The organism is [Scytonema hofmanni] UTEX 2349 (genome assembly GCF_000582685.1).
Taxonomy (GTDB): domain Bacteria; phylum Cyanobacteriota; class Cyanobacteriia; order Cyanobacteriales; family Nostocaceae; genus Hassallia; species Hassallia hofmanni.
Genome location: NZ_ALWD01000001.1, coordinates 24,604 through 48,332, shown reverse-complemented (window position 1 = coordinate 48,332; position 23,729 = coordinate 24,604). Strand labels below are relative to the sequence as shown.

Here is a 23,729-nt window from a genome sequence, read left to right as displayed (position 1 = left end):
CAATCTGGGTGGTCATAACAGTTAAAAAAACGACCGTTTATTTGACCTTATAGTTGCAATTAATTCTGGTTCAAATTTTAATATATTTTTGTAAAGTTGAAGCAGTTTTTAAGTAAACTCCCAAACTCCTGTTTGACAGGACTTTGGNTTAGTTGCAAATAATCCTGGTTGAAACCGATGATTGCAGGTTGGTTGCAGTTAATCCTGGCTCAGTTGCAATTAATCCTGGTTGAAGTGTAATTATAGTTGCAAATAATCCTGGTTTGGAAATGCGTTGATTGCAGGTTTGAGTGATTAGTATTGCAGGTTATTACAACTAGTGGTGAAACAATTGCCATTATACCACTCGACCCAAACAAACCAGCCCAAGGTCAAGGGTTGACACCAGACGAGGTGAAGGAATTTTTACAATTCAATGAGAAATTGAAAAAATTGTCACAGCAGAAGCAGCAAGAGTCCAAGCAACAACCAAAACCCCAACAGCAACCAAGTCGTCAAAAGCCGCAACAACGGAATCGTTCCGACTCTGGTTTTGAATTGTAAAGCCATCTCAAAGGAGTCGCGCAAGCTATCGCTTGAAGAAGCGCATATAATAATGCAGAAGTATCGCGCAGCATCTTCATCTACCGGCGATCGCTCCGTGAGAATTGACCACCTCAAGCCACTGAACTACCTGGAGTTGGAATGTCAGCAGATGCAGCAGATTAGCGATCGCATTCATCGGAAAGTCACAATTAGTGAGCAAGAGAATAATCAACAAAGAATTAGGCTAGATGAATTGGCACAGAGTTTACCTCAAGAGGCTTTTAGCGAAATTCAACTAAACTTAGAGAAACCCAGAACAGTGTGGGTAGCAACAATAGTTGTAGAGATATCACGTCTAGAGGGTAAGCGAAGTATAGCTATCGTTATGAATGCTGCTACTTTCTCTGGTGCCACTGATATCGACTACTTTATTACCAATGTTTCTGCATCTGTTGTCACTCCAAAATGGATAGTCAACACCTATTCTCAACGAAATTGGGTGGAAGTTTTCTATCGAGAAGCAATCATGCTTTCTAGGATTAAAAGAATATCAAGTCCGAGATCAAACCAGTCTCATACGACATTTTATCCTGGTGTTTTGTGCCTATACTTTTATTCTTTGGCATCAGCTGACTGGTGGTTTGAGACGTAGGTGGGCAACTAAACCTTTGAACACCTTCGCTGAGGCTTTAGAAGCCTTTAGGGCTGCTATTTCTTTTCGTTTTTTTGAATGGCTCACCATAAATCGTGACGTATTTGCCGCTCATAAAGCCGAAACTGGCTTTATTTGGGCTTGATTTTTGTCTAAGTCCCACTATCGAACTTGAAAGGAGGTCAGCATGAACACCAAAGAAAGAATCTGGTGTTGCGCCGAGCCAAATCTTCCCAGTCCCCAGTTCAATGCATGAGCACAAAGTTTTGTAACAATTGTGGCTGGTTTGTGTAAAAGTTGCAATCAATCCATGAGATATATATGAATTCGCAACTTGGTGCGTTCTGATTCGAGGTCTTTTATGACTAATGATTGGAGAAAACAACTAGATGCACAACTTAAAGAATTAGCGATCGCAGCCCAACAATACACACACCTAACCAAGGAAAAGCGGATAGCTCTAACACGTCTGATAAATGCTATTTGGCAGTCAGGTAAGCTTGTTCGTCCTTATAAAGGCCAATTTCAACTACTTTACGAAGATATCTATGATGAGGCAGTACAAAATTTATTTTTCTATCTTTGTCAAGATAACAATATTAATAAATATGACCCAGAACGCGGCGAAGTAATGACTTGGGTAAATATGTTATTAACTAAACGTTTTTTCCCAGAAGCTATCCCCAAAGTTATCGGCAAAGAAAATGAAATAAATCTGGAAAACTCTCACTGGGAAAATATACCCTCATCTCAACCCATATCTTTATTTGAACAAGTAAGAGAATGTATAGAATCAGATCCAGAGTTAATTTTTTGCAAAGAACACATCAAAGGTCATCCAGAGGCAAATTTTCAAGCCATAGCTCAAAGAAGATGTTCTGGCATTTCTTGGAAAGATATTTCAGCAGAATGGGGTATTGGAATCACATCTTTACACAATTTTTACCAACGTTGTTTGAAAAAATTTGCCAATAAATTTCAAGAATATTTGTATATTTAATATTATCTAATTAGCTAGGAAAAATATGAGCAAAATCATAGAAGTTTTAACATTTTCAGCCCCTATACCTGTGGATGGAAGGCATCGAGCAGAAGAGTTACGCATACAACAAGCCACGCAAGCAAAAGGGGAACAAGTTTATCTCAATACTTTGGCTGTATCTTTTGTAAACTATTATCTATGTTGCATGGGATTTGAAACAGACTTGAATAAAAGTGACAGTTGGAATGTCATCCAACAGACACTTATGGATGTCGCTGATTTGTCGCTTAAAAACTTAGGCTTGTTAGAATGTCGCCCAGTATTGTCAGATACACAATTTGTTTATGTGCCGCCGGAAGTACAGTCAAATCGAATTGGCTATGTAGCTGTGCAGATTGGCAAATCATTTAGAGAAGCGAAGTTGCTGGGATTTGTCAAGCAGGTAGAAACTGATTTGTTACCCATTAACCAATTGCAACCTTTAGATGAACTATTGGAGTATTTAGAAGAACTTTCTCAAATCCAACTTGCTGATAATTCGCTGACCTGTAATCAGAATTTAGTTAATTTGAAGCAATGGTTAGAGAATATTTTTGAATCTGGTTGGCAAGAAGTTGAGACTCTTTTAGACACTCAATGTATCAATCCAGCTTGGAGTTTGAGAAGTGCTAATGGCACTTTTATTAGTAGGGGCAAGCTGATTGATTTACGAAAAGTTTTGAGCGATGCCTACGGCGGGCTACGCCAACGCGCAGTGGTTTTAGTCGTTACCCTACCACCAGAAAACGAGCAAGAAATGGACGTTATCGTAGAAGTACATCCAACAAATGGGCAACATTATCTACCCCCAAATCTCCATCTAATGATACTAGATTTTGAGGGCGCATCTGTGATGGAAGCTCAAACTAGAAGCAGCAATAAGAATATTCAATTGGAATTTAGTTGTGAAATGGGAGAACGTTTCAGCGTTAAACTAGCTCTGGGAGATATCAGCATTACAGAAAATTTTGTCATTTGTTAATCACAACAGCAGGGGTACTGCCAATGAGAAAATTAGTTGTGCTGAAGCTAGATGGTGATTTGCACTTAGGCGTGCAGGTAACGCTGGAAATTGGAGAAGAAGGCAAACGTCCCACTACAGAAATTACTGGCAAGCTGCCTTCAAATCTAGATATGGCAACAGCAATTGACCAGTGGCAGTCCATCTATCGCAGTTTGTGGAAATTTACCCGCATCAAAGCAAAAAAAATTATTTACGATGGTTCTATCTCCCAGCGACGTAAGGAGTATGACACAAAAGCTAGTGAGGTGCAGGAGCATTTGAATAACTGGTTGCTGTCAGAATCTTTTCGTCCCGTGCGGGAAAAATGGCTCAAACATCTGATGCCAGATGAAGAAGTGCGGGTGTTGATTCGCACTCATTGTTTGCAACTCAAGAAACTTCCCTGGCATTTGTGGGATTTGATAGATAGAGATTACCTCAAAGCTGAAGTTGTTCTTAGTATTCCAGAATCAGAAAGAGTAACATCTGTATTGCGGACATCTACCCGGAGAAATAAAATTAGAATTTTGGCAATTTTAGGCCATAGTGACGGTATTGATGTGGAGCAAGATCGGCAGTTACTAGAAAAATTACCTAATGCCGCTACAACTTTTTTAGTAGAACCTCAATATTCAGACATCAACGATAAATTGTGGAAACAACCTTGGAATATTTTATTTTTTGCAGGTCATACCAAAAGCGAAGGTGATACTGGTTGCATCTATATTAATAAGACAGATAAATTAACAATTGATGCACTCAGACATGACCTGAGAAATGCTGTTGCCAACGGTTTACAATTAGCGATTTTTAACTCTTGTGATGGATTAGGATTAGCGCGAGAACTACAAGATTTACAAATTCCGCAAATTATTGTCATGCGAGAACCAGTGCCAGACTTCGTAGCTCAAAAATTTTTAAAGCATTTTCTGGAGGTTTTTTCATCAGGACAATCTATATATACTGCGGTTCGCACTGCCAGACAAAGGCTTAAAGGAATAGAAAAAGAATATCCGGGTGCAAGTTGGTTACCAGTGATTAATGAACATCATGCGGTAGTGCCGATGACTTGGCAGTTGCACCGAAAAATGTTTGCTCTCAAGAGTGGAATGGCAATATTGCTGACAAGCTTGTTGGTAACAAGTTTGGTTTTGGGAGTGCGGTATTGGGGTTATCTGCAAACGTCAGAATTACAGGCTTTTGACCATTTTATGCAATTGCGATCGCAATTTGTCACCGAAAAACCTGACGAACGGATTTTAATTATCACTATTGATGAAGCGGATATCCAGTACCAACTTAATAAAGGAATGCAAATGCGATGGTCATTATCTGACCAAGCTCTTGCCCAACTATTAGATAAATTAAATAAGTATCAACCAAGAACTATCGGTTTAGATATTTATCGTGATGGGATTCTAGACCCGAAATATCAAAATTTAGCTACTCGTTTTCAGGAAGATAATCGGCTATTTTTTGTCTGCAAAGTTGCGACTATTTATGATGATGGTGATACCGATGGAATTCCCCCACCTGATGGAGTTTCCACAGAACGTTTGAGTTTTAGTGATTTTGTTGCAGACGAAGAAGATATTGCTCGTCGCCAACTTTTACATTTAACTCCTCCCTCAAAATCTCTGTGTACTACAGAATACGCTTTTAGTCTACAACTAGCACTTCATTATTTAGATAAAGAAGGCAAAACATCAAGTGTTACGAAAGAAGGTTATTTGCAGATTGGTAACGTTGTGTTTGAGCAACTAAACGAACACACTAGCGGTTATCAAAAAGTGGATGCATCTGGTTATCAAATATTGTTAAATTATCGTTCTCTCTCCTCTGTGGAAAAAATTGCCGAGCAAATTAGTTTGAGAGATGTGTTAGATGAAAAAATCCCATTAGAATCAGTTCAATTACTCAAAGACCGCATTGTTCTTATTGGTCTTTCTGCCCCCACCAATACAAACGATTTTTGGAAAACACCTTTTAGTTCTAATGCAAAACCGAAGCAAAAGCAAATACCAGGAGTCTTCGTACAAGCACAAATGCTAAGTCAAATCTTAAGTGCAGTTTTAGACAACAGACCTTTATTGTGGTGGTGGTCTGGATGGATGGAGGCACTTTGGATATGGGGATGGTCATTAATAGGAGGTATTACAGCATGGTATTATTCAAAACCGCTGCACCTGGGATTGGCGGTGATAGTAACACTTTTAATATTATTTGGGTTATGTTTTGGCATTTTTACATTAGCTGGATGGGTGCCACTTATTCCTCCAATATTAGCATTATTAGCTACTCAAGTAATGTTAATTTCATCGTTTAAACGTTTTCATCTTAATAAGAGAAGATCATTAAATTTTGGTCATGATTAGAAAAAAAATAATTCCAAGTGTTTGTGTAATTCCTCTAGTATTCATTAGTTTGATGAGATACTCACAATCAGTGCAGGCACAACTTCCTAATTCAATTCAAAACACTGTTAAAAATTCGCACTTCCAATCTTTTCGCCAACCGAAATTGCCCAGAAATGGCGCACCGACAGGTCGGCGCAGAGCAGGGGCTGGGCGTAATCCTGAGTGTCCTAACTCTCTGACACGTCTGACTGCTTTAGTCCCTGGCGATGCAGAGAAATCATTTTTAGCATCAACAGTTGCAGAGAATCCAACATTTTGGTTTTATGTTCCCCAATTGCCACAAACCACGCGTTATGGAGAATTCGTGTTACAAGTGCTAGATGGTAAAGATGTACAAAATGTTTATCGAACACCTCTTACTCTTTCTGGAAAATCTGGTATTGTTAGCATTACTTTGCCATTGCGATCGCAATATTCATTAAAAGCAGATAAAAAATATCACTGGTATTTTCATATTTATTGTGGCGATCCGCAAAAAACATCTGACAATTTTTATGTAGATGGGTTTGTGCAAAAACAAGTGTTGACAGAGGCTCTTAATAATCAATTGAAGACGGCAAAATCAAGGGAGTACATTGTTTATAGTGCCAATGATATTTGGTATGATGCTCTAACTAATTTAGGTCAACTGCGCCGCGCTAATCCGCAGGATGCAACTATTAATAAAGATTGGGTTGACTTATTAAATGTAGTTGGCTTGCAAGACCTTGCCAAAGAGCCAATTATACAGCATTACAACTTGGAAAAATAAAACTAATCACACGGTGAAGTTACTGATTTATTGGAGGTGCTATGTTAGGAATAACTCAAGGTTGGCAATGCTGGTGTAGTAGTTTGGTGGTATGTGGGGTATTAATTGCTTCTTCGCAAGAATATGTTTTTGCTCAAATTACCCCAGATAACACCTTGCCTAATAATTCCAGCGTCACAAGAGAGGGTAATATCTTCAATATTACTGAAGGAACGCAAGCAGGAAGTAATTTGTTTCACAGCTTTGGCGAGTTTTCTGTGCCTAATGGTAGTGCTGCTTCTTTTAATAATGCTGTAGATATTCAAAATATCATTGGTCGGGTTACGGGTGGGTCAGTTTCTAATATTGATGGGTTAATTCGCGCTAATGGTACAGCTAATTTGTTTCTAATAAATCCCAACGGGATTATTTTTGGGCAAGGTGCGAGGCTGAATATTGGTGGTTCGTTTGTAGGGACTACAGCTAATGCTATTGGATTTGGCGATCGCAGTTTTTTTAGTGCTTCAAATCCAGAAAGTTCTTCATCCCTGCTAACGGTCAATCCTTCAGCTTTACTGTTTAATCAAATCAAAACCGCATCTATCGAAAATAACTCAGTTGCTCCCTCCGGTTTAAATCCATCTTCTGAATTTATAGCAAGAGGTTTGCGCGTACTAGATGGCAAAAGCTTGCTGTTGGTAGGCAGTGATATCAATATCGATGGTGGAGGATTGTTTGCTTTTGGTGGGCGAGTTGAATTAGGTGGGTTATCAGGCGCGGGAACAGTTGGGTTAAATAGCAATGGTAATAATCTGAGCTTGAGTTTTCCAGATAGTGTAGAAAGAAGTAATGTTTTCCTTCGCAATGGCGCTCTGGTAAGAGTTACTGCTGATGATGGCGGAAGTATCGCGGTTAATGCTCGGAATTTAGAGATGACAGGAGCAAGTTCCCTGGTTTTAGGGATAGAAAGTGGGCTAGGTTCTGATAATAGTAAGGCGGGAAATATTGAGGTTAATGCAACTGGAGCAATTAGTCTTGATAATGTGAGTCAAATTGCTAATCAGGTGCGACGAGAAGCAAACGGACAGGGAGGTGATGTCAATATCAGTGCTAGCACGTTACAAGTGAAGGGAGGATCACAGGTGAGTACTGGTACTTTTGGTGCGGGTAAGGGTGGAAATTTAACCATTGATGTCCAGGATGTGCAAGTGATTGGTGGAAGTGCCGAACAGTTTCCCAGTGGCTTGTTTGCTTCCGCAGAGCCAAACTCAGGAGATGCAGGAGATTTAACAATTAAAACTAATACTTTGCTAGTACGAGATGGAGCACTGGTGGTAACTAGTACTTTTGGTGCGGGTAAGGGTGGAAATTTAACCATTGATGCTCAAGATGTGCAACTGATTGGTAGAAGTGCTGATAATCGATTTGGCAGTGGCTTAAGCACTTCCGCACAGGCAAATTCAACAGGGGATGCGGGTGATTTGACGATTAAAACTCATACCTTGCTATTGCGAGATGGGGCAGAGGTGAATGCTAATACATCTGGTGCGGGTAAGGGGGGAAATTTAACAGTCGATGCCCAAAATATACAATTTATTGGTAGAAGCACTGATAATCGGTTTGGCAGTAGATTGAGTGCTTCCGCAAACCGAAACTCAACAGGGGATGCGGGTGTTGTGACAATTAAAACTCATACCTTGCTATTGCGAGATGGGGCACAGGTAAGTGCTATTACATCTAGTAAAAGTAAGGGCGGAAATTTAACAGTCGATGCCCAAAATGTGGAATTAATTGGGACAGGTGCTGATAGCCGACTTCCCAGTGGCTTAAGTACTTCCGCACAGCCAAACTCAACAGGGGATGCGGGTGACTTGACGATTAAAACTCATACCTTGCTATTGCGAGATGGGGCACAGGTGAGTGCTAGTACATTTGGTGCGGGCAAGGGAGGGAATTTAACAGTAGATGCCCAAAATATACAAATTATTGGTAGAAGCGCTGATAATCGGTTTGGCAGTAGATTGAGTGCTTCCGCGGAGCGGAACTCAACAAACGATGCGGGTGATTTGACAATTAAAACTCATACTTTGCTAGTACGAGATGGGGCACAGGTGAGCACTGGGACATTTGGTGCAGGCAATGCAGGAAATTTGACCGTTGATGCCCAAGATATACAAGTGATTGGTGGAAGCGTTGATAGCCGGGTTATTAGTGGCTTATTCGCAGACGCAGAGCCAAGCTCAACAGGGAATGCGGGTGACTTGACGATTAAAACTCATACCTTGCTACTACGAGATGGTGCACAGGTGGGTGCTGGTACATCTAGTAAAGGCAAGGGAGGAAATTTGACCGTTGATGCCGAAGATGTGCAACTGATTGGTAGAAGCACAAATGGTGAATTTGCCAGTAGTTTGTATGCTTTCGCACAGCCAAATTCAACAGGCGATGCGGGTGATTTGACTATTAAAACTAATACCTTATTAGTGCGAGATGGAGCTGCAATAACCGTGCAGAGTTTGGGAACAGGAACCGCAGGCAACATGACATTAAATGCTCGCTCTATTCGTTTAAACAACAACGCCTTACTTAGCGGTAACACACAAAGCGCTAGAGTTAACCCAAATAGGGAGCAAGCGACAATTAACATTAACTCAGAAAATTTGATCATGAGCCGTAATAGCAACATCTTCACCAACGCCAGGGGCGAAAACGTCATCGGCGGCAATATCAACATTGACACCGATTTTCTCATTGGTTTTGAAAATAGCGATATCAGCGCCAATTCTGCTAACTTCCGTGGCGGGAATGTGCGAATCAATGCCCAAGGTATCTTTGGCATACAGTTCCGAGATGTGGCATCTGATAGCACAAGTGACATTACCGCCACAGGAGCAAGTTCCGATCTCAGTGGTTCTGTGGAACTAATTACACCTGAAATTGACCCTAACAGTGGCTTAGTTGAATTGCCAACAATATCAGTTGATACTGAAGTAGCCCAAGGCTGCTATAGTCCTAATTACGCTCAAAGCAAGTTTGCGATCGCCGGACGCGGTGGTTTACCAACTAACCCTAAAGATATTCTCACTCCTGATGCAACCCAAATAGATTGGGTGTCTCTGAAACCCAACAATAACAACCGTTCCCTACCACCTGTTACCACGAAACCAACTATCTCCACTCCCAAACGTATTGTTGAAGCCACAGGTGTAACGCTAAACGCCAAAGGGCAAATAGTCCTGACTGCTAATTCATCCACCGCTAGTCCTCACACTTCCAGACAGAACCCAATTCAATGTCATGGTAGCTAAAGTTAATCATATTTTTGTAGCGTCCTGCATCCTTATGTTGTTCAGCAGCCTGACGACTACATCCAGCAGGGCGCAAACAGTAGATGGCGTACAACTACCCCAAAACAATTCTCCCTCGCTTCCCCAACTCCCGCCGCCGCAGGATGTCCAACCACCTTCACCCAGAACACCACCAACACCACCAACACCACCACCGCAACTTCCGCCTCCAACCGAACTACTCAAACCTGAGCAACCACTGACACCAGATGAACCACTCCCCGAAACATCACAAATCTTCACTGTTAAGCAGTTTGAAGTCATTGGCAGTACAGTATTCAGCCGAGAAAAATTAAATCAGGTACTTGCTGAGTTTATCAACAAGCCCATAACATTTGCACAATTATTAGAAGCTCGTTCCAAAATTACCGAACTTTATATTAATGCCGGATACGTTACTTCTGGAGCTTATATTCCTGAACAAATTCTCACTACCGGTGTTGTCCAAATTCAGGTAATAGAAGGTAAATTAGAGGATATCCAGATAACTGGTACTAGGCGACTTAACCCAAATTATATCCGTAGCCGTATAGCTTTGGGCGCATCCACTCCTTTGAATCAAAAACGCCTACTAGAGTCCCTGCAACTATTGCAACTCAATCCTTTAATTCAAAACTTGTCTGCTGAACTGTCTGCTGGCTCACGTACTGGTGCTAATTTACTGGCTATCAAGGTAACAGAGGCAGATTCATTCAATGTACAAACAGTGTTTGACAACGGTCGTTCCCCCAGTGTTGGTAGTTTCCGACGGCAATTGCAAATAAACGAAGCCAATTTATTAGGGCTTGGAGATAGTATATCGTTAGCGTACAGCAATACTGACGGCAGTAACAGTATAGATGCCAGCTACAGCTTACCCCTCAATCCTCGCAATGGTACTCTCACCTTCAGCTATGGAACTACATCAGCTAATATCATTGAACGTTCCTTCAAGGAATTAGGTATTGCATCAGCTTCCCAATATTACGAACTTACATTCCGCCAGCCACTAGTGCAAACTCCTAACCAAGAGTTCGCTCTGGGAATAACCGCTTCTCGCAGAGAAACTGATATTTCTTCGTCTTTGCTAGAAGATAATGATGTTCCTCTTTCTCTACTTTCACCGGGGGCTGACGAAGAAGGACGCACCAGAGTATCTGCATTGCGATTTTTTCAGGAATGGACTTCTCGCAATAGCCAAGAAATAATTGCCGCTCGTTCTCAATTTAGTTTGGGAATTGGTGCATTCAATGCCACAATCAATAATAACGCCCCTGATAGCCGCTTTTTCGCTTGGCGAGGACAGGCGCAATGGGTACGCCTCTTAGCTCCTGATGCTTTACTATTAATTCGTGGCGATGTGCAACTGTCTTCCAAAAGGCTTTTAGCTTCAGAACAATTTGGTTTAGGTGGTATAAATAGTGTGCGGGGGTATCGTCAAGATTTCCTGTTGACAGATAATGGCGCTCTTGCTTCTGTTGAATTGCGACTGCCAATTGTGCGTGTACCACAATGGAATGGAGTTCTGCAAGTTACTCCATTTGTTGATGTTGGCACTGCTTGGAATAATTCGTCAAGTAGAGATGAAAGTAATACTAACACCCTAGCTTCTGTTGGTTTGGGTTTGCGTTGGTCACAGGGTAATAACTTTACTGCTGGTGTTGAGTGGGGTATTCCTTTAGTTTCTGTTGATACTCAAGGCAATACATGGCAAGAAAATGGTTTGTATTTTTTTGTACAATATAATCCGTTTTAATTTCACGCAGAGAGTTTTACAAGGTCTTTATGATAATTAATTAGAAGGAATAGATATCAAAAACAAGTAGGATTTAAGAATTTATATGAGATTTTTAAGGCATTTTTTACTAGCATTCTTGACTGCATTTCTCTCCATATCTTTCCCGTATTTTTTGGAATCATCTAATTATTTAACGGCAGCTTTTGCAAAATCTAAAATCGTATTGTCTCCTGATTTAGCAACATCTGCTGTTAACCCCAGCCAGATTTATAGCCTAGTGCAGCAAAGTCAAGCACTTTATGAAGCGGGACAGTTTGTGGAAGGGGTACAACTTCTAAAAAAAGCAGCAGCTGAATTTAAAGCTAATAATGATGCGTTGAACGAAGCTATAGCTTTGAGCAATCTTTCTTTAGCCTACCAACAACTAGGACAATGGCAAGAAGCAACTGAAGCGATTCGCAATGCGATAGCTTCGCTTAACGCACAAAGTATTAAACTATTACAAACTTTCAAAGATTCTAATTCTTCCCAAGCTCAATCGCAAATCTTTGCCCAAGCTTTAGATGTGCAAGGAAGTCTGGAGTTAGCACGGGGGCAAACTGAAGCCGCTTTGGGTACTTGGCAAGAAGCAGCTAAAATTTATCAACAATTAGATGATACATCGGCACTGATTCGCAATCGGATTAATCAAGCCCAAGCAATGCAAGCTTTGGGAAATTATCTGCAAGCACATAAAACATTAATATCAGTACAAGGAATTCTCCAAAAACAAGCAGATTCTTCTCTGAAAGCCACAGGATTGCAGAGCTTAGGGAATGTGCTACGAGGTTTGGGTTATTTAAACGATTCGCAGAAAATTTTAGCAGAAAGTTATGCTGTTGGTAAGAAAGTAGGAGATGCGATCGCTCAAAGTAATGCTTTACTAAGTTTAGGTAACACAGCCCGCGCTCAAGCATCCCCTCAAGTTAGTTTAGGTAACTCAAACAGCGCCGATAATTACACTAAAACAGCAATCCAATATTATCAACAGGCCGTGCAAATTGCATCTGCAACACCTACTGTGCGCCTCCAATCTCAACTAAATCTATTAAGACTCTTGGTAGAGCAAAAGGAATTTAGCACAGCAAAAGCATTATTATCCCAAATTCAGTCTCAGATAAACAATTTGCCTCCAAGTCGGACGGCTGTTAATTACCGGATTAACTTTGCCCAAAGTCTGAGCAAAATGATCCAGAACGAAGTTCAGCCAAAAGATATTGCTCAAATGCTAGCGCAAGCTGTAGGAATTGCTAAGAGTTTAAAAGATGAACGAAGCGAATCTTATGCAATTGGTACTCTTGGCGAACTGTACGAACAAAGCGGACAATTATCTGATGCCAAAGGACTTACGCAGCAAGCCTTGGTGAAAGCTGAGTCTATTGATGCTCAAGACATTGCTTATCAATGGCATTGGCAGATGGGACGGATACTTCAAAAGCAATCTAATATCCCAGCAGCAACAGCAGCTTATAATCGAGCTTATAACGCCCTTAAATCCCTTCGTAACGATTTAGTTGCAATTAATCCTGACGTACAATTTTCTTTCCGCGAGAGCATAGAACCACTGTATCGACAGTACGTTGATTTACTGTTGCAATTGGAGGAAAATACAAATCAAAAGTCAGATAAACTCCTTCAAGCCCGCGAGGTAATTGAATCTCTCCAATTAGCAGAATTAGATAACTTTTTTCGTTCGCCTTGTTTACTACCAAGAGTTGGACTTGATAAATTAGTTGAAAAAGAAAAATCCACAGCGGTTATCTATCCAATTATTTTAGATAACCGACTAGAAATTATTACTAGATTGCCAGGGCGAGATACAATTTACCACAATACTACTAAAATATCTAAAAATGTATTAGAAAACACTGTAGAACAATTACAAAAAGATTTACCGATTGCTAGCCGAGAGCCTGATGTTAAGCAGTATTCACAACAGTTATATGATTGGTTAATTAGACCTATTGAAGCAAATTTAGCAACCCAAGAGATAAAAACTTTAGTGTTTGTACTAGATGGTGCGTTGCGGAATATCCCAATGGCTATTCTCTACGACAAACAACAGCAAAAATATCTAATAGAAAATTATGCTATTTCTTTGGCCCCTGGTTTGCAACTTGTCGATCCCAAACCTTTACAAAACGTGCAGCTAAATGTTTTAGTTGCTGGAGTTGAGCAAGAACGCTTAATTGAAGGTCAATCCTTTTCTGAACTCTCAAATGTGACACAGGAATTAAAACAAGTCCAGTCTGAAGTTAAAACAAGTAAAAAACTTTTAAATCAGGATTTCACTCAAACTAATCTGGAAAAGCAAATTCAATCTACTCCGTTTTCAGTGGTGCATCTAGCAACTCACGGGCAATTTAGTTCAGATGTTGAACAAACCTATATTATTACCTGGGACGCTCTACTGAAGGTTAGAGAATTAGATAATTTACTACGAACTAGGGGTGAAAGCCGACCAGAAACAATTGAATTACTCGTTCTTAGTGCTTGTAAAACTGCTACGGGAGACAAACGAGCTGCTTTGGGATTAGCAGGCGTGGCGGTGCGGGCGGGCGCACGCAGTACCCTAGCAACTTTGTGGACAATAGATGATGAATCTACTAGCGAGTTTATGGGTGAATTATACCGACAGTTGGATGCTGGGGTAACTAAAGCCCAAGCTTTGCAACGCGCCCAACTGGCAATTTTAGCTAAAGAAAATCGCCCATATTTTTGGGCACCTTATGTTCTTGTGGGCAATTGGTTGTAATTATACTGATATATGGGTCATAGGCAGTCAAAGTTTAATCATTTGCACTGACAAATGAGTTGTATTGAATCTCTCAAGTCAAGCAGATGATTATTTTATTATCTTTAGTGAAAAATGGGAAGAGAAAAACTATTGATGTTATTCAGTACGGGAAGTAGAGGTGGTGTTTGCTTGTAGCCAATCTTGAAAGAGGGATTTAAAGATTTGCTCTCGACTTTCACTGAATTCAGCAGGGAAGCGCTTCTCAATTCTGAGAATGTGATAACCCAGTTTTGTATGTATTGGCCCAATCACTTCGCCTTCTTTTGCTTGAGAAATAGCTTGTACAATCTCTGGCATTAATTCTGATAAAAAGCGAACGCCAACAAAGCCACCATTTTGTTTAGACTGTTTACCTTTGGAGTATTCTAATGCTTTAGCACAGAAAGATTCATTTGATTCTTGAATTGCATAAATTACTTTCTTCGCTTCTGTGAGGTCGCTGATTAGAATTTGAGATAGAGCAACACGTTGATAATGTTGACGATGACTCAAATAATGAGCATCAATAACATCTCCAAATAAATGTTCTTTTAACTTTTTTGTAAGTAATTCTAATTTGATACCCCTAGACCAATCTTCTACAGTAATTCGTTGTTGTTGCAGCCAAGCCAAGGTTTCAGAAATTCCTAGTAATTTATGTTCAAGTCGAAATGCATCTCCGGCTGTTTGCAATTCTTCATCAGTAACAGTTAAGTCAAGCTGTTGACACATACTTAAAACACATGCATTTCGTTCAGCTAAAACTGCATATTCAGCTATTTTGTGACAAGAGCGCAGGTAAGCAATCACATCTTCGTCGGTTGCTAAAGCAATTTCTGGCATAGACACTAATTCTATGTTTTCTAAAGTTTCTATCATGGTTTTGTTTTCCTATGAAATTTGATTTGGGTGAGATTGTTGCTGATTAGCTGCGATAAATTAGTTTTTCAGAGGGAATTTTAGGAACTGTCAATTTATTACGATGTAAATCGCCGTAAAGATTCATGTATTCAACTTCAGCAGTCGTTAACTTACCTTGCTGAACACCTGCGATCGCCGCATCAATTTCTTCGCGCTTAGTCAAACCTGTTAAGCAAACATCAACACAGTTCTGCGTTAAGGAGTATCGGTATAAGTCAGGAACGGTAGGTTGCCAGCATTTTTTAGGTAAGCCAACTGGAACATCCCAAAGTGCGCCTGAGTGAGAACCTGTCGATTTGAAGGTAACAATACCTGGTCGAGATGGGTCTTGCGCGTTCAATTGATTAAATATCTGACTCTGAGCAGACCGATGAGCAACATTGTGTCTGACCATAACTACATCCAATAGGTCGTTATGCAAGTACTGTTGTGCTAAATTAATATCGTGGAACGAAGCACCAATATAGCGGACGGCTCCCATTTTCTTGAGTCTTTCTGAAGCGCCAAACATTCTTTCAATGGTGCGCTGATAGACAGAATTAGTGCCTCTTAAATCAGGAGAAAGCTGCAAGCAATTCTGTAAAATTGACTGATCGTTGGAACCAATCCAGCCCCAAAACAACACGTCAATATAATCAATATTTAGTTCTACAAATTGATCTAATAAAGCGGCTAGTGCCATTTCTGGACTCTTGATATAAGTCACAGTTGCCAGTACTACTTTTTCCCGCACTGAGGAGCGACGGCTACACATCTGACGCAGTGCCCCAGACATGGAACTGTAAATATAATGGTGCAAATCGCTAGAGTAGAAAAAGTAATTAATCCCACGCTCGAAAGCGTAAAGTGTATCTTCACTTGAGATGCCACCACCACCACCCAAGCCGAGACAGCTAACTGTTAAATCAGTTCGTCCTAGTTTGCGGTAAAAGGGTAAGTCTGACTCTGGGAATTTATTTGTTACATGACTAACTTTGCTGACTGAGGCTACTTGAGGCGATGCGAGATCGGTTAGTTTCATTAGTCTAATGGAATGTATATGTCTTCAGAGTTGGCATTCAGATAAGAATGCTGCCAATCAATTCCTAAAAGGGAGAAGTGTTGATGGATAAATGCCATCCGATTCTGGGGAGATTCATCACCTGTAGCCCGTGCTTCTAGCAAGCCATTGGCAACAATTTGACAGCGATTCATCCCAAAACTTTCTACAGCAGCAAATTTACAATCTGGTTCTTCTGCTAAAGCAAGTCCAGGCGCAAGTAATTTTGTAAACAGGGGTACTTCTGTGCGGAAATGCAATTGATTTTCTGCATAAACACTTTTTAGCACTTGTCTGACTATTTCATAATTGCTTTTTTCAAAGTAGAGAACCCCTGAGTCATAGCGTCCGTAATCAGAAGGGTTGTATAGCACTTTAAAGGTGAAGGGAATTCTGATTTGGTTTAATTGCTGTGTCAGGCTTTCCATGACGACAACTGCACCTTCGGGTGTCAAGTTAAAGTAAACTCTGACTGTCTGAGGATGAGTGTCTGGGCCAGCATCGCTAACAGCCATGTAAAATCCATTTTGAACTAAATTTCGAGGCATTCGGATAGCTACTAAGTTGCCTACAGATGCAGATTGTTCGGCAGGTTGTAAATGGCGATCGCGCTCAATATGCAAAGTCAAACCGCCTTTGTTGACAGCGAGACTTTCATCACTTTCTTGGCGCAGCACACACCAACCTGGATCGAAGTAGCCTTCACCAAGATTACTTTTATGTAGGCGATCGTAAAACTCTACGTCTATTCCTAGAAAAGTATTGTTTTCTAGATTCTGATGAAGTACTAGATTATCTGAACTTGCATTTGCTGCTAGGGCAGTTTGCATAGAGCCATTGTAATAAATACCGTAGAGAAAACTTTGCAGTTGTAGACTCAGGTATTTATTTTGAAGCTCCAGAGGTATTTGTTGAAAACGAGTTACTATCTCAGCAGGGATTTCAAAGGGTTTGTAAGCTGGATGGCTAATACAGAAGTTAGGCTTTATTGCAACATTGTTGGCTATGTCTTGCAGAGAATCTAGCACAGAAGTTGATAGTGAACTTTGAGGATAATCTAGTAGTTGCATATTACAAATTCCGAATTACAAATTACGAATTAGCATGAGTTCAGATTCTGCTACGCCAAAAACAGTAGGGATGGATTGTTCTGGACGGCACAACAAAGTCTTAGCAACCTGAAGCATACAGATACCCGTATTACCAAAGGATTTTTGGTATTGGAGCATTGCTTGAATTTGCTGAATCAAGGCAAGACCAGAAAACTGCACAACTCGTCTCAAAAAATCAGGGCGGCGCTCTATAATTTCTGGAAAGTTATCAAAATAAGCTTTAGTAAGCGCTGCAATAGAAGGTTGGAGTAGATCAAGCGGTGTCATAGCTAGGCGTAAAGATTCTTCGACATCGATAGATTTACTCACAACCAAGCTGCTTAACCAGATTTGTAGATAGCTGGCGATGAGCGTTCCTAAATCAAATGCAGGGTCTCCCCAAGCGCCGCGCTCCCAATCAATTAATCGAATGATGCTGTTAGTGGATTGTTCTAGGCCTTCTTCCCAATTGTTATGTAAGAGGATATTGTTCAGCTTGAGGTCATTATGTGTTAAACAGCACGGTACAAATTCATTGATGAGTTGTGCGATCGCTTTTCCAAGGCTGTCATATCGCTGATAAAGAGCAAAGAATTTGAGTCCATCGGCGGGAACCTGACCAAAAATTTCAGGGCTAATCCGCTCCAGACCCTTTGTGAGAGATGAACTATGAGAAACATCGTCACGATTCTGAACTATAAAGTCCGGATAATTCTGATGATCTAAGGTTGCTCGATGGATGGTAGCCAAAGTTTTCCCAGTTTTAGTTGCAATCTCAATTGGAAAAATATTTTCTTTGGCATAAAAGTTGCTCAGATCGTCGTAAGTACTCAAGTAATTGAAGACGATGATCGAATTATCTGCGTCAAAATGGAGAACTTCTGAAACTAACGTACAAGTGTGAGCAAGCTCTTGAAATTGTTTTAAGAACTTATGAATTAGCCACTCATTCAAAAACTCACCAGCAGTTTTTCTATTATGATATAGACGCTCCTGCTTCACGAATAGTTTACGTCCATCTCGTAAGCTGATTAACAAATTAAAATTTTTGGCAGCTTTTAGTTCTGGTTGCTTGAAATCTTGCTCTTCCTGAGAACAGAGGTTCTGCATGATTAAATATCCAAAAACATTTTGAGAGTTTAACGAAAATTTCATAGCTTGGTACTCTTCCTAACTTTGATAAGCTCAAATACGTTTGCCCTAATTGTTCCACTGAGATTTTTATTTAATATCAGTTAGTTATACTTAGCTCTGAAAAATTTGCTCTATCCACACTCTAAAAAGGCAAAGTTTATTTTTTTTCTTATCCTATAAGTTGCTGTAATAAATTCTAAATTTCCTCCTGGAAAAGGTTTTTAAAGTCAGAATAATTAAAAATTGAAACCTTTTTCAGGAGGCTTTCATCTTATTTTTATCAGTCTACAGAAAGGATGTAAACCCATCTCTACGATCATGAAATTTCTTGAGTTCTTTAGATACAGCTACAGACCCAGCAAATATGCCAACTATGCCAGCTACAACAGCGACACCAACAGGGCTTCCACCCCCATGAATCCAATCAAACTCTTCTTTATTTATCTCATTGAGATAACTTTCTTCATCTGAAAGCAGATCAAGCCCAGAAACATTGAGATTGCTGATACGGATAGTTGTCATTGTGTCCTCCTTTGAGTATTTATGTTAATTCATTGATTCAATTTTTGGTTAGCTCTAATACTAAAGTTGTAGATGGCATTCAGGAGCTAGTAAACTGATTTTCACTGACTTCTTCGATAGCTGAAAGAAATCGCTGTTAGGCAAAAAATCATAGCTAATTTGATAACTACAAACTTAGTACTAGTTATTCAGGCATTATTCCAGCCAACAATGCCACCTAGGGCGGCAACACCAGCAGCAGCACCGGCAACGCACCATTTTGAAGATCGGACAGCATAGTAGCCTACAGTCCATACCAAGAATGGCAAACCACCGTAGAGGCCGTCAAATTCGCTGTCAACCAAATCTCTCATATAGCCTTCAGAATCAGAAAATAAATCGGAACCAGCAGGATGCAAATCAGAAATGTTGATAGTAGCCATTGCTTTACCTCTTGAATGAAATTGTTTGAAATTGAATTAGCTGTAAACTGCTTTGTTACAGGTTAGTTAGCTTCTCCTTGACCAGTAAAGAGGGTTACAGCAGCGATGGTTAGCACAACACTCACACGAACCGACCATATTATAGGAGTGGAACCACCGTAGGTAGCATCAAGTTCACCATCACCCAGCTCATTAATGTAGCTCTCAGAATCAGAAAACAGATCGGAACCAGTAGGATGCAAATCAGAAATGTTGATAGTAGCCATTGCTTTACCTCTTGAATGAGTTTTGAATTGGATTAGCTATATATCGCCTAATCACATTTCAATCTTCAGAGATTCAATCTATAATTTCAAGACTTAAAAACTTCTTCTTTATGCATAATTCCATGAGTTATGTTTTAATTATTCAAATATTTAATATTCAAAAATAAAAGTACTTTTATCTGAAAAATTACAGTGCAGTAGCGCGTTAATACTGCTAATCATCTAATTTCAAACTGAAGCTATGTTTTTTGTTGTAGATGGTGCTGTTTTTAGTTTGTCACACCACCAAAGCTTAGAAAGCCTGACTTCTGACTGTTCATCCGAATATTGTAAAGCTTTGTAACGAAATGTGGAATTCCCGGAGTTTTGATTCAGAGAAGTAACAGAGGTTCTCAGGAATTATCCAGATTAATTTTTATCTGGGCATTCCAAGTTATACCAGGAGGAATTGCTGTGGACAAGCAAGGTCTATACTTAACAACTTTCCAACACAAGCTTTTGCTCAAAAGTCTAGAAACAGATTTACGTCCAGAATATCGCCGTCGGATTGAAATCATATTGTTGGCAGATTCAGGTCAATCTCAGACTCAAATTTGTGAAGCGTTAGGATGCTCTCAGGAGACGGCACGGCACTGGATGACGATCGCCCAAACAGGTCAAGCTCACCATTGGAGCGATCGCCCGATGGGTCGTCCTAAGGCTGTGAATGAGCAATATCTGGCTCGTTTGCAAGAACTGGCAAGCCATAGTCCGCGTGAGTATGGCTATTCATTTGAACGCTGGACAGGGCAATGGTTAAGCAAGCATCTGACAAAAGAGATGGGGATGAAAGTTAGTGCTTGCCACATTAACCGCTTGCTTAAAGAAATGGGACTTTCGACTCGACAGACACGCAAAACTGCCGAGAACGAAACTGATAACACAAAGAATTCTCGGATTACTATTGGCAACTTGCTACCAAATCCAGAGCCGGATTTTCGCTGGTCATTGAATTTCGCTAAAACAAGCAACTAATTCTGCGGTTAAACCCCAACAAATCATGGTTCAGAACAAAACAGAATTTTCCACTCAACAGCTTGCCCAAACCTTGGGTCAGACTCTTACACAACAGGAATTTTCAGACTGCATCAAACAAATTGAAATTCTCCAACCAAGTGCAGGCAAACTGTTCTGGCAGACAGCAGACGCAAGCGTTGGCATTTATATAATTCTGGCAGGTAAAGTCAGATTGCTCGATCGCACCGATAATTTAATCGCTTCTGTGGGTACGGGAACATCATTCGGTGAACTAACGCTATTTCCAGAAGAACAATTTCAACCTTACGCTGCTAGGGCTTCGGTAAATCTCAAAGTTGGTTATATTCCCGGAAATTATTTGCGATCGCTCATCCGCAAGTATCCTTCTATTGGGCAGCATCTTCACCATCAAGCTGTACTTTGGGATTTACTGCTGTTGTTTCGCCAAAATGCGGCGCTGAATAATGCTGCTTACGAGGGTGTCATGCAAATCCAACCATTGCTAGAGCAGCACAATCTCCAAATTAACAAACTTCCATCTTCTTTACTCAAAGACCAGCAACTTTGGATACTGCGTCGCGGCGAACTACTGCACACATCAGGACTCAAACTCACTGCTGGCAATATTTACGCCTTGTCTCAGTTACCTCAAGTACGTGGTTGGCAGGTAACTCAAAGTTCGCAACTATACAGCCTCAGCCGTTCGCATTGGGGAACAGCACTGGAATATGTACCACAACTGGCTGAACTCGATGCTAACAACCACCCAGTTACAGCGTCTGAGCCTGTTATATTTCCCCAATTTACTGTTGAGCCAAAAAAACAGTCCCAGAAAAGAATTAATAAAGCCTACTTCCCTAACCCAACCGTAAAAATCAGTCATCTATGGCAACGGATAACTCGACGCTATCCTTTCTTTGAACAGCAAAGTGCATCTGATTGTGGTGCGGCTTGCTTAGTAATGGTTGGTCTTTACTGGGGTAAGCGTTTTAGCGTCAATCGCCTGCGGGACGTTGCCAACGTTGATCGTAATGGTTCATCGCTGCGAGGTTTAGCAGCCGCAGCAGAAAGCATCGGGTTTTCGACTCGACCTGTAAAAGCCAGTCTCGATAAACTAGCCCAGCAAAGCCTCCCGGCTATTGTGCATTGGGAAGGGCAACATTATATTGTTGTTTACGAAGCTAGAGGCGATCGCATTATCGTGGGAGATCCTGCTATTGGTCAGCGTACCCTGACTCATACAGAATTTACAGCAGGTTGGACTGGCTATACTTTATTACTTCAACCTACAGCCCTACTCAGAGAAACAAAAGAAGCTAGCACTGCTTTCTGGCAGTTTTTTGAATTAACTAAACCTCACTGGCTGGTGTTATTGGAAGTATTTATTGCTTCTATTCTCATTCAAATTTTTGGTCTGATTACACCACTATTTACGCAATTATTGTTAGACCGAGTAGTTGTGCAGCGTAGTGAACTGACATTAACGGCTGTAGGCATTGGCTTAGTCCTTTTTAGCCTTTTTAGAGTTGCCATAACTGGACTACGACAATACCTTTTAGACCACACAGCTAACCGAGTGGATCTAGCGTTGATTGTGGGTTTTATTAGCCATACCTTCCGTTTACCTCTGAAATATTTCGAGTCTCGCTACGTTGGCGATATTATTTCTCGCGTCCAGGAAAACCGCAAAATTCAACGTTTCTTAACTGGTGAAGCACTATCTATTTTTCTCGATTTACTAACAGTATTCGTCTATCTAGGATTGATGTTTTGGTATAGTTGGAAAATGGCATTATTTACCTTAGTGATTGTGCCACCATTTGTATTATTGGCGCTGATTGCTACACCTTTTTTACAACGTGTTTCCCGCGAGATTTTTGGCGCACATAATGAAGAAACTGGGTATTTGATTCAGTCTCTCACAGGCATCCGCACGATTAAGTCTATGGCTGTTGAGCAGACAGTACGCTGGCATTGGGAAGAACTTTTTGGCAAGTCAGTGAAAAAGACTTTTTCTGGGCAGGTAATTGGCAACACACTGCAAATATTTAGTTCTGGCATTGAAGCTGTAGTCACGGCAGTGTTATTGTGGTTTGGGGCGTGGCAAGTGATTCAAAACGAACTCACCATTGGACAACTGATTGCTTTTAATATGTTACTAGGTAACGTGATTAATCCCTTTCAAAGGCTGATTTTGCTGTGGAATGAGTTGCAAGAGATACTAATTGCTGTTGAGCGAATTAATGATGTGATTGATGCTGAACCAGAAGAAGATTTACAACACCAATCTCATCAATCTTTACCACCAATTCGCGGTAACATTCGGTTTGATAAAGTTACTTTTCGCTATCATTCAGAAAGTGATATAAACACCTTAGAAAATATCAGTTTTGAAGTCCAACCAGGAGAGACGATCGCACTTGTCGGACGCAGTGGTTCGGGAAAGACAACGATATCTAAGCTGATATTGGGGCTGTATCCGCCCACAGAAGGGAAGATTTTGATTGATGGCTATGATATCACCAGTTTGTCGCTGCGATCGCTCCGCCAGCAAATTGGTGTAGTTGACCAAGATACCTTTCTGTTTGGCAGTACAATTCGGGAAAATATTAGTTTAGGTCATCCTGAAGCCTCTTTAGAAGAAGTCATAGAAGCCGCTAAACAAGCAGGCGCACATCAATTTATTAAAGAACTACCGATGGGCTACGAAACCCTTATCGGTGAAGGAGGAGGAACGCTTTCGGGTGGACAAAGACAACGATTAGCGATCGCCCGCGCCCTTGTAGGAAATCCTCGACTACTGATTTTAGATGAAGCTACCAGTAGTCTTGATGCTGAATCTGAACGCATCATTCAAACTAATCTCAACACAATTCTTCAAGATAGAACAACAGTAGTAATTGCACATCGGCTTTCAACAGTACGCAATGCTGACAAAATTTTGGTACTAGATAAAGGCTTGTTGGTAGAAAGTGGTACGCACGAGCAATTAATGGTTAAACGCGGTCACTATTTCTACCTCAATCAACAACAACTGACAAAATAATTACTAATTCGTAATTGAAGGATATAAGTCCCTTGATTAGTCAA

The 23,729-nt window shown here is 40.6% G+C and carries 17 protein-coding genes and 1 pseudogene; 11 read left to right on the top strand and 7 right to left on the bottom strand.

All coding sequences use genetic code 11. The features are described from left to right. Positions 1-300 precede the first annotated feature (300 nt). The 9 genes and pseudogenes from TOL9009_RS0100225 to TOL9009_RS0100185 all read left to right on the top strand — a co-directional run bounded on the left by TOL9009_RS0100225 (position 301) and on the right by TOL9009_RS0100185 (position 14,206). On the top strand, positions 301-543 hold the full coding sequence (locus TOL9009_RS0100225; protein WP_029630350.1) for a hypothetical protein: 243 nt from the start codon (positions 301-303) through the stop codon (positions 541-543). A 211-nt stretch (positions 544-754) separates the two neighbouring features. Then, positions 755-1,322, top strand: a pseudogene (locus TOL9009_RS37180) (IS701 family transposase); the annotation flags it as partial. 216 nt (positions 1,323-1,538) lie between these two features. Next, positions 1,539-2,177, top strand: coding sequence for a hypothetical protein (locus tag TOL9009_RS0100215; RefSeq protein WP_029630348.1), 639 nt, complete (start codon positions 1,539-1,541; stop codon positions 2,175-2,177). A 25-nt stretch (positions 2,178-2,202) separates the two neighbouring features. Continuing rightward, complete coding sequence (locus TOL9009_RS0100210; protein ID WP_029630346.1) at positions 2,203-3,180, top strand: DUF1822 family protein; 978 nt, start codon at positions 2,203-2,205, stop codon at positions 3,178-3,180. Between the two features lie 23 nt (positions 3,181-3,203). Beyond that, a complete protein-coding gene (locus tag TOL9009_RS37175) occupies positions 3,204-5,576 on the top strand; it encodes a CHASE2 domain-containing protein (protein WP_051502706.1) in 2,373 nt (790 codons plus the stop codon). Positions 5,577-5,628: 52 nt separating this feature from the next. Then, complete coding sequence (locus TOL9009_RS0100200; RefSeq protein WP_242055567.1) at positions 5,629-6,369, top strand: DUF928 domain-containing protein; 741 nt, start codon at positions 5,629-5,631, stop codon at positions 6,367-6,369. Between the two features lie 41 nt (positions 6,370-6,410). Next, positions 6,411-9,656, top strand: coding sequence for a two-partner secretion domain-containing protein (locus TOL9009_RS37170; protein ID WP_051502702.1), 3,246 nt, complete (start codon positions 6,411-6,413; stop codon positions 9,654-9,656). Positions 9,657-9,690: 34 nt separating this feature from the next. After that, positions 9,691-11,430, top strand: coding sequence for a ShlB/FhaC/HecB family hemolysin secretion/activation protein (locus TOL9009_RS0100190; RefSeq protein WP_242055565.1), 1,740 nt, complete (start codon positions 9,691-9,693; stop codon positions 11,428-11,430). Between the two features lie 154 nt (positions 11,431-11,584). Then, positions 11,585-14,206 carry a CHAT domain-containing protein gene (locus TOL9009_RS0100185; protein WP_242055563.1) on the top strand — a complete coding sequence of 874 codons (2,622 nt, stop codon included), beginning with the start codon at positions 11,585-11,587 and terminating at the stop codon, positions 14,204-14,206. A gap of 138 nt (positions 14,207-14,344) precedes the next feature. Here TOL9009_RS0100185 and TOL9009_RS0100180 read toward each other — a convergent pair whose 3' ends face one another. From TOL9009_RS0100180 to TOL9009_RS0100150, 7 genes are all read right to left on the bottom strand, one after another. Next, positions 14,345-15,106 carry a peptidylprolyl isomerase gene (locus tag TOL9009_RS0100180; RefSeq protein ID WP_029630339.1) on the bottom strand — a complete coding sequence of 254 codons (762 nt, stop codon included), beginning with the start codon at positions 15,104-15,106 and terminating at the stop codon, positions 14,345-14,347. A 46-nt stretch (positions 15,107-15,152) separates the two neighbouring features. After that, a complete protein-coding gene (locus TOL9009_RS0100175; RefSeq protein ID WP_029630333.1) occupies positions 15,153-16,169 on the bottom strand; it encodes an aldo/keto reductase in 1,017 nt (338 codons plus the stop codon). After that, entirely contained in the window at positions 16,169-17,257 is a 1,089-nt protein-coding gene (locus tag TOL9009_RS0100170) for a T3SS effector HopA1 family protein (protein WP_029630331.1), read from the bottom strand. The genes TOL9009_RS0100175 and TOL9009_RS0100170 overlap by 1 nt, the downstream gene beginning before the upstream one ends. 15 nt (positions 17,258-17,272) lie before the next feature. Then, positions 17,273-18,433, bottom strand: coding sequence for an aminoglycoside phosphotransferase family protein (locus tag TOL9009_RS0100165; RefSeq protein ID WP_029630329.1), 1,161 nt, complete (start codon positions 18,431-18,433; stop codon positions 17,273-17,275). 264 nt (positions 18,434-18,697) lie between these two features. Then, positions 18,698-18,934 (bottom strand): hypothetical protein, encoded by a 237-nt coding sequence (locus TOL9009_RS37165; protein ID WP_038295509.1) that lies wholly within the window; start codon positions 18,932-18,934, stop codon positions 18,698-18,700. A 188-nt stretch (positions 18,935-19,122) separates the two neighbouring features. Beyond that, a complete protein-coding gene (locus tag TOL9009_RS37160) occupies positions 19,123-19,356 on the bottom strand; it encodes a hypothetical protein (protein WP_038295506.1) in 234 nt (77 codons plus the stop codon). 62 nt (positions 19,357-19,418) lie between these two features. After that, complete coding sequence (locus tag TOL9009_RS0100150; RefSeq protein WP_029630328.1) at positions 19,419-19,622, bottom strand: hypothetical protein; 204 nt, start codon at positions 19,620-19,622, stop codon at positions 19,419-19,421. Positions 19,623-20,033: 411 nt separating this feature from the next. Here TOL9009_RS0100150 and TOL9009_RS0100145 point away from each other — a divergent pair, with 411 nt between their 5' ends. Next, positions 20,034-20,636: a helix-turn-helix domain-containing protein gene (locus TOL9009_RS0100145; RefSeq protein ID WP_051502704.1), complete on the top strand. Its 603-nt coding sequence runs from the start codon at positions 20,034-20,036 to the stop codon at positions 20,634-20,636. 25 nt (positions 20,637-20,661) lie between these two features. Continuing rightward, on the top strand, positions 20,662-23,685 hold the full coding sequence (locus TOL9009_RS0100140; RefSeq protein WP_029630324.1) for an ABC transporter transmembrane domain-containing protein: 3,024 nt from the start codon (positions 20,662-20,664) through the stop codon (positions 23,683-23,685). Positions 23,686-23,729 lie beyond the last annotated feature (44 nt).

Coding starts and splice junctions, on each gene's coding strand:
- TOL9009_RS0100210 (WP_029630346.1), top strand. CDS start 2,203: ATGAGCAAAATCATAGAAGTTTTAACATTTTCAGCCCCTATACCTGTG.
- TOL9009_RS37165 (WP_038295509.1), bottom strand. CDS start 18,934: ATGACAACTATCCGTATCAGCAATCTCAATGTTTCTGGGCTTGATCTG.
- TOL9009_RS0100165 (WP_029630329.1), bottom strand. CDS start 18,433: ATGAAATTTTCGTTAAACTCTCAAAATGTTTTTGGATATTTAATCATG.
- TOL9009_RS37175 (WP_051502706.1), top strand. CDS start 3,204: ATGAGAAAATTAGTTGTGCTGAAGCTAGATGGTGATTTGCACTTAGGC.
- TOL9009_RS0100175 (WP_029630333.1), bottom strand. CDS start 16,169: ATGAAACTAACCGATCTCGCATCGCCTCAAGTAGCCTCAGTCAGCAAA.
- TOL9009_RS37170 (WP_051502702.1), top strand. CDS start 6,411: ATGTTAGGAATAACTCAAGGTTGGCAATGCTGGTGTAGTAGTTTGGTG.
- TOL9009_RS0100140 (WP_029630324.1), top strand. CDS start 20,662: ATGGTTCAGAACAAAACAGAATTTTCCACTCAACAGCTTGCCCAAACC.
- TOL9009_RS37160 (WP_038295506.1), bottom strand. CDS start 19,356: ATGGCTACTATCAACATTTCTGATTTGCATCCTGCTGGTTCCGATTTA.
- TOL9009_RS0100150 (WP_029630328.1), bottom strand. CDS start 19,622: ATGGCTACTATCAACATTTCTGATTTGCATCCTACTGGTTCCGATCTG.
- TOL9009_RS0100215 (WP_029630348.1), top strand. CDS start 1,539: ATGACTAATGATTGGAGAAAACAACTAGATGCACAACTTAAAGAATTA.
- TOL9009_RS0100190 (WP_242055565.1), top strand. CDS start 9,691: ATGTTGTTCAGCAGCCTGACGACTACATCCAGCAGGGCGCAAACAGTA.
- TOL9009_RS0100180 (WP_029630339.1), bottom strand. CDS start 15,106: ATGATAGAAACTTTAGAAAACATAGAATTAGTGTCTATGCCAGAAATT.
- TOL9009_RS0100170 (WP_029630331.1), bottom strand. CDS start 17,257: ATGCAACTACTAGATTATCCTCAAAGTTCACTATCAACTTCTGTGCTA.
- TOL9009_RS0100200 (WP_242055567.1), top strand. CDS start 5,629: ATGAGATACTCACAATCAGTGCAGGCACAACTTCCTAATTCAATTCAA.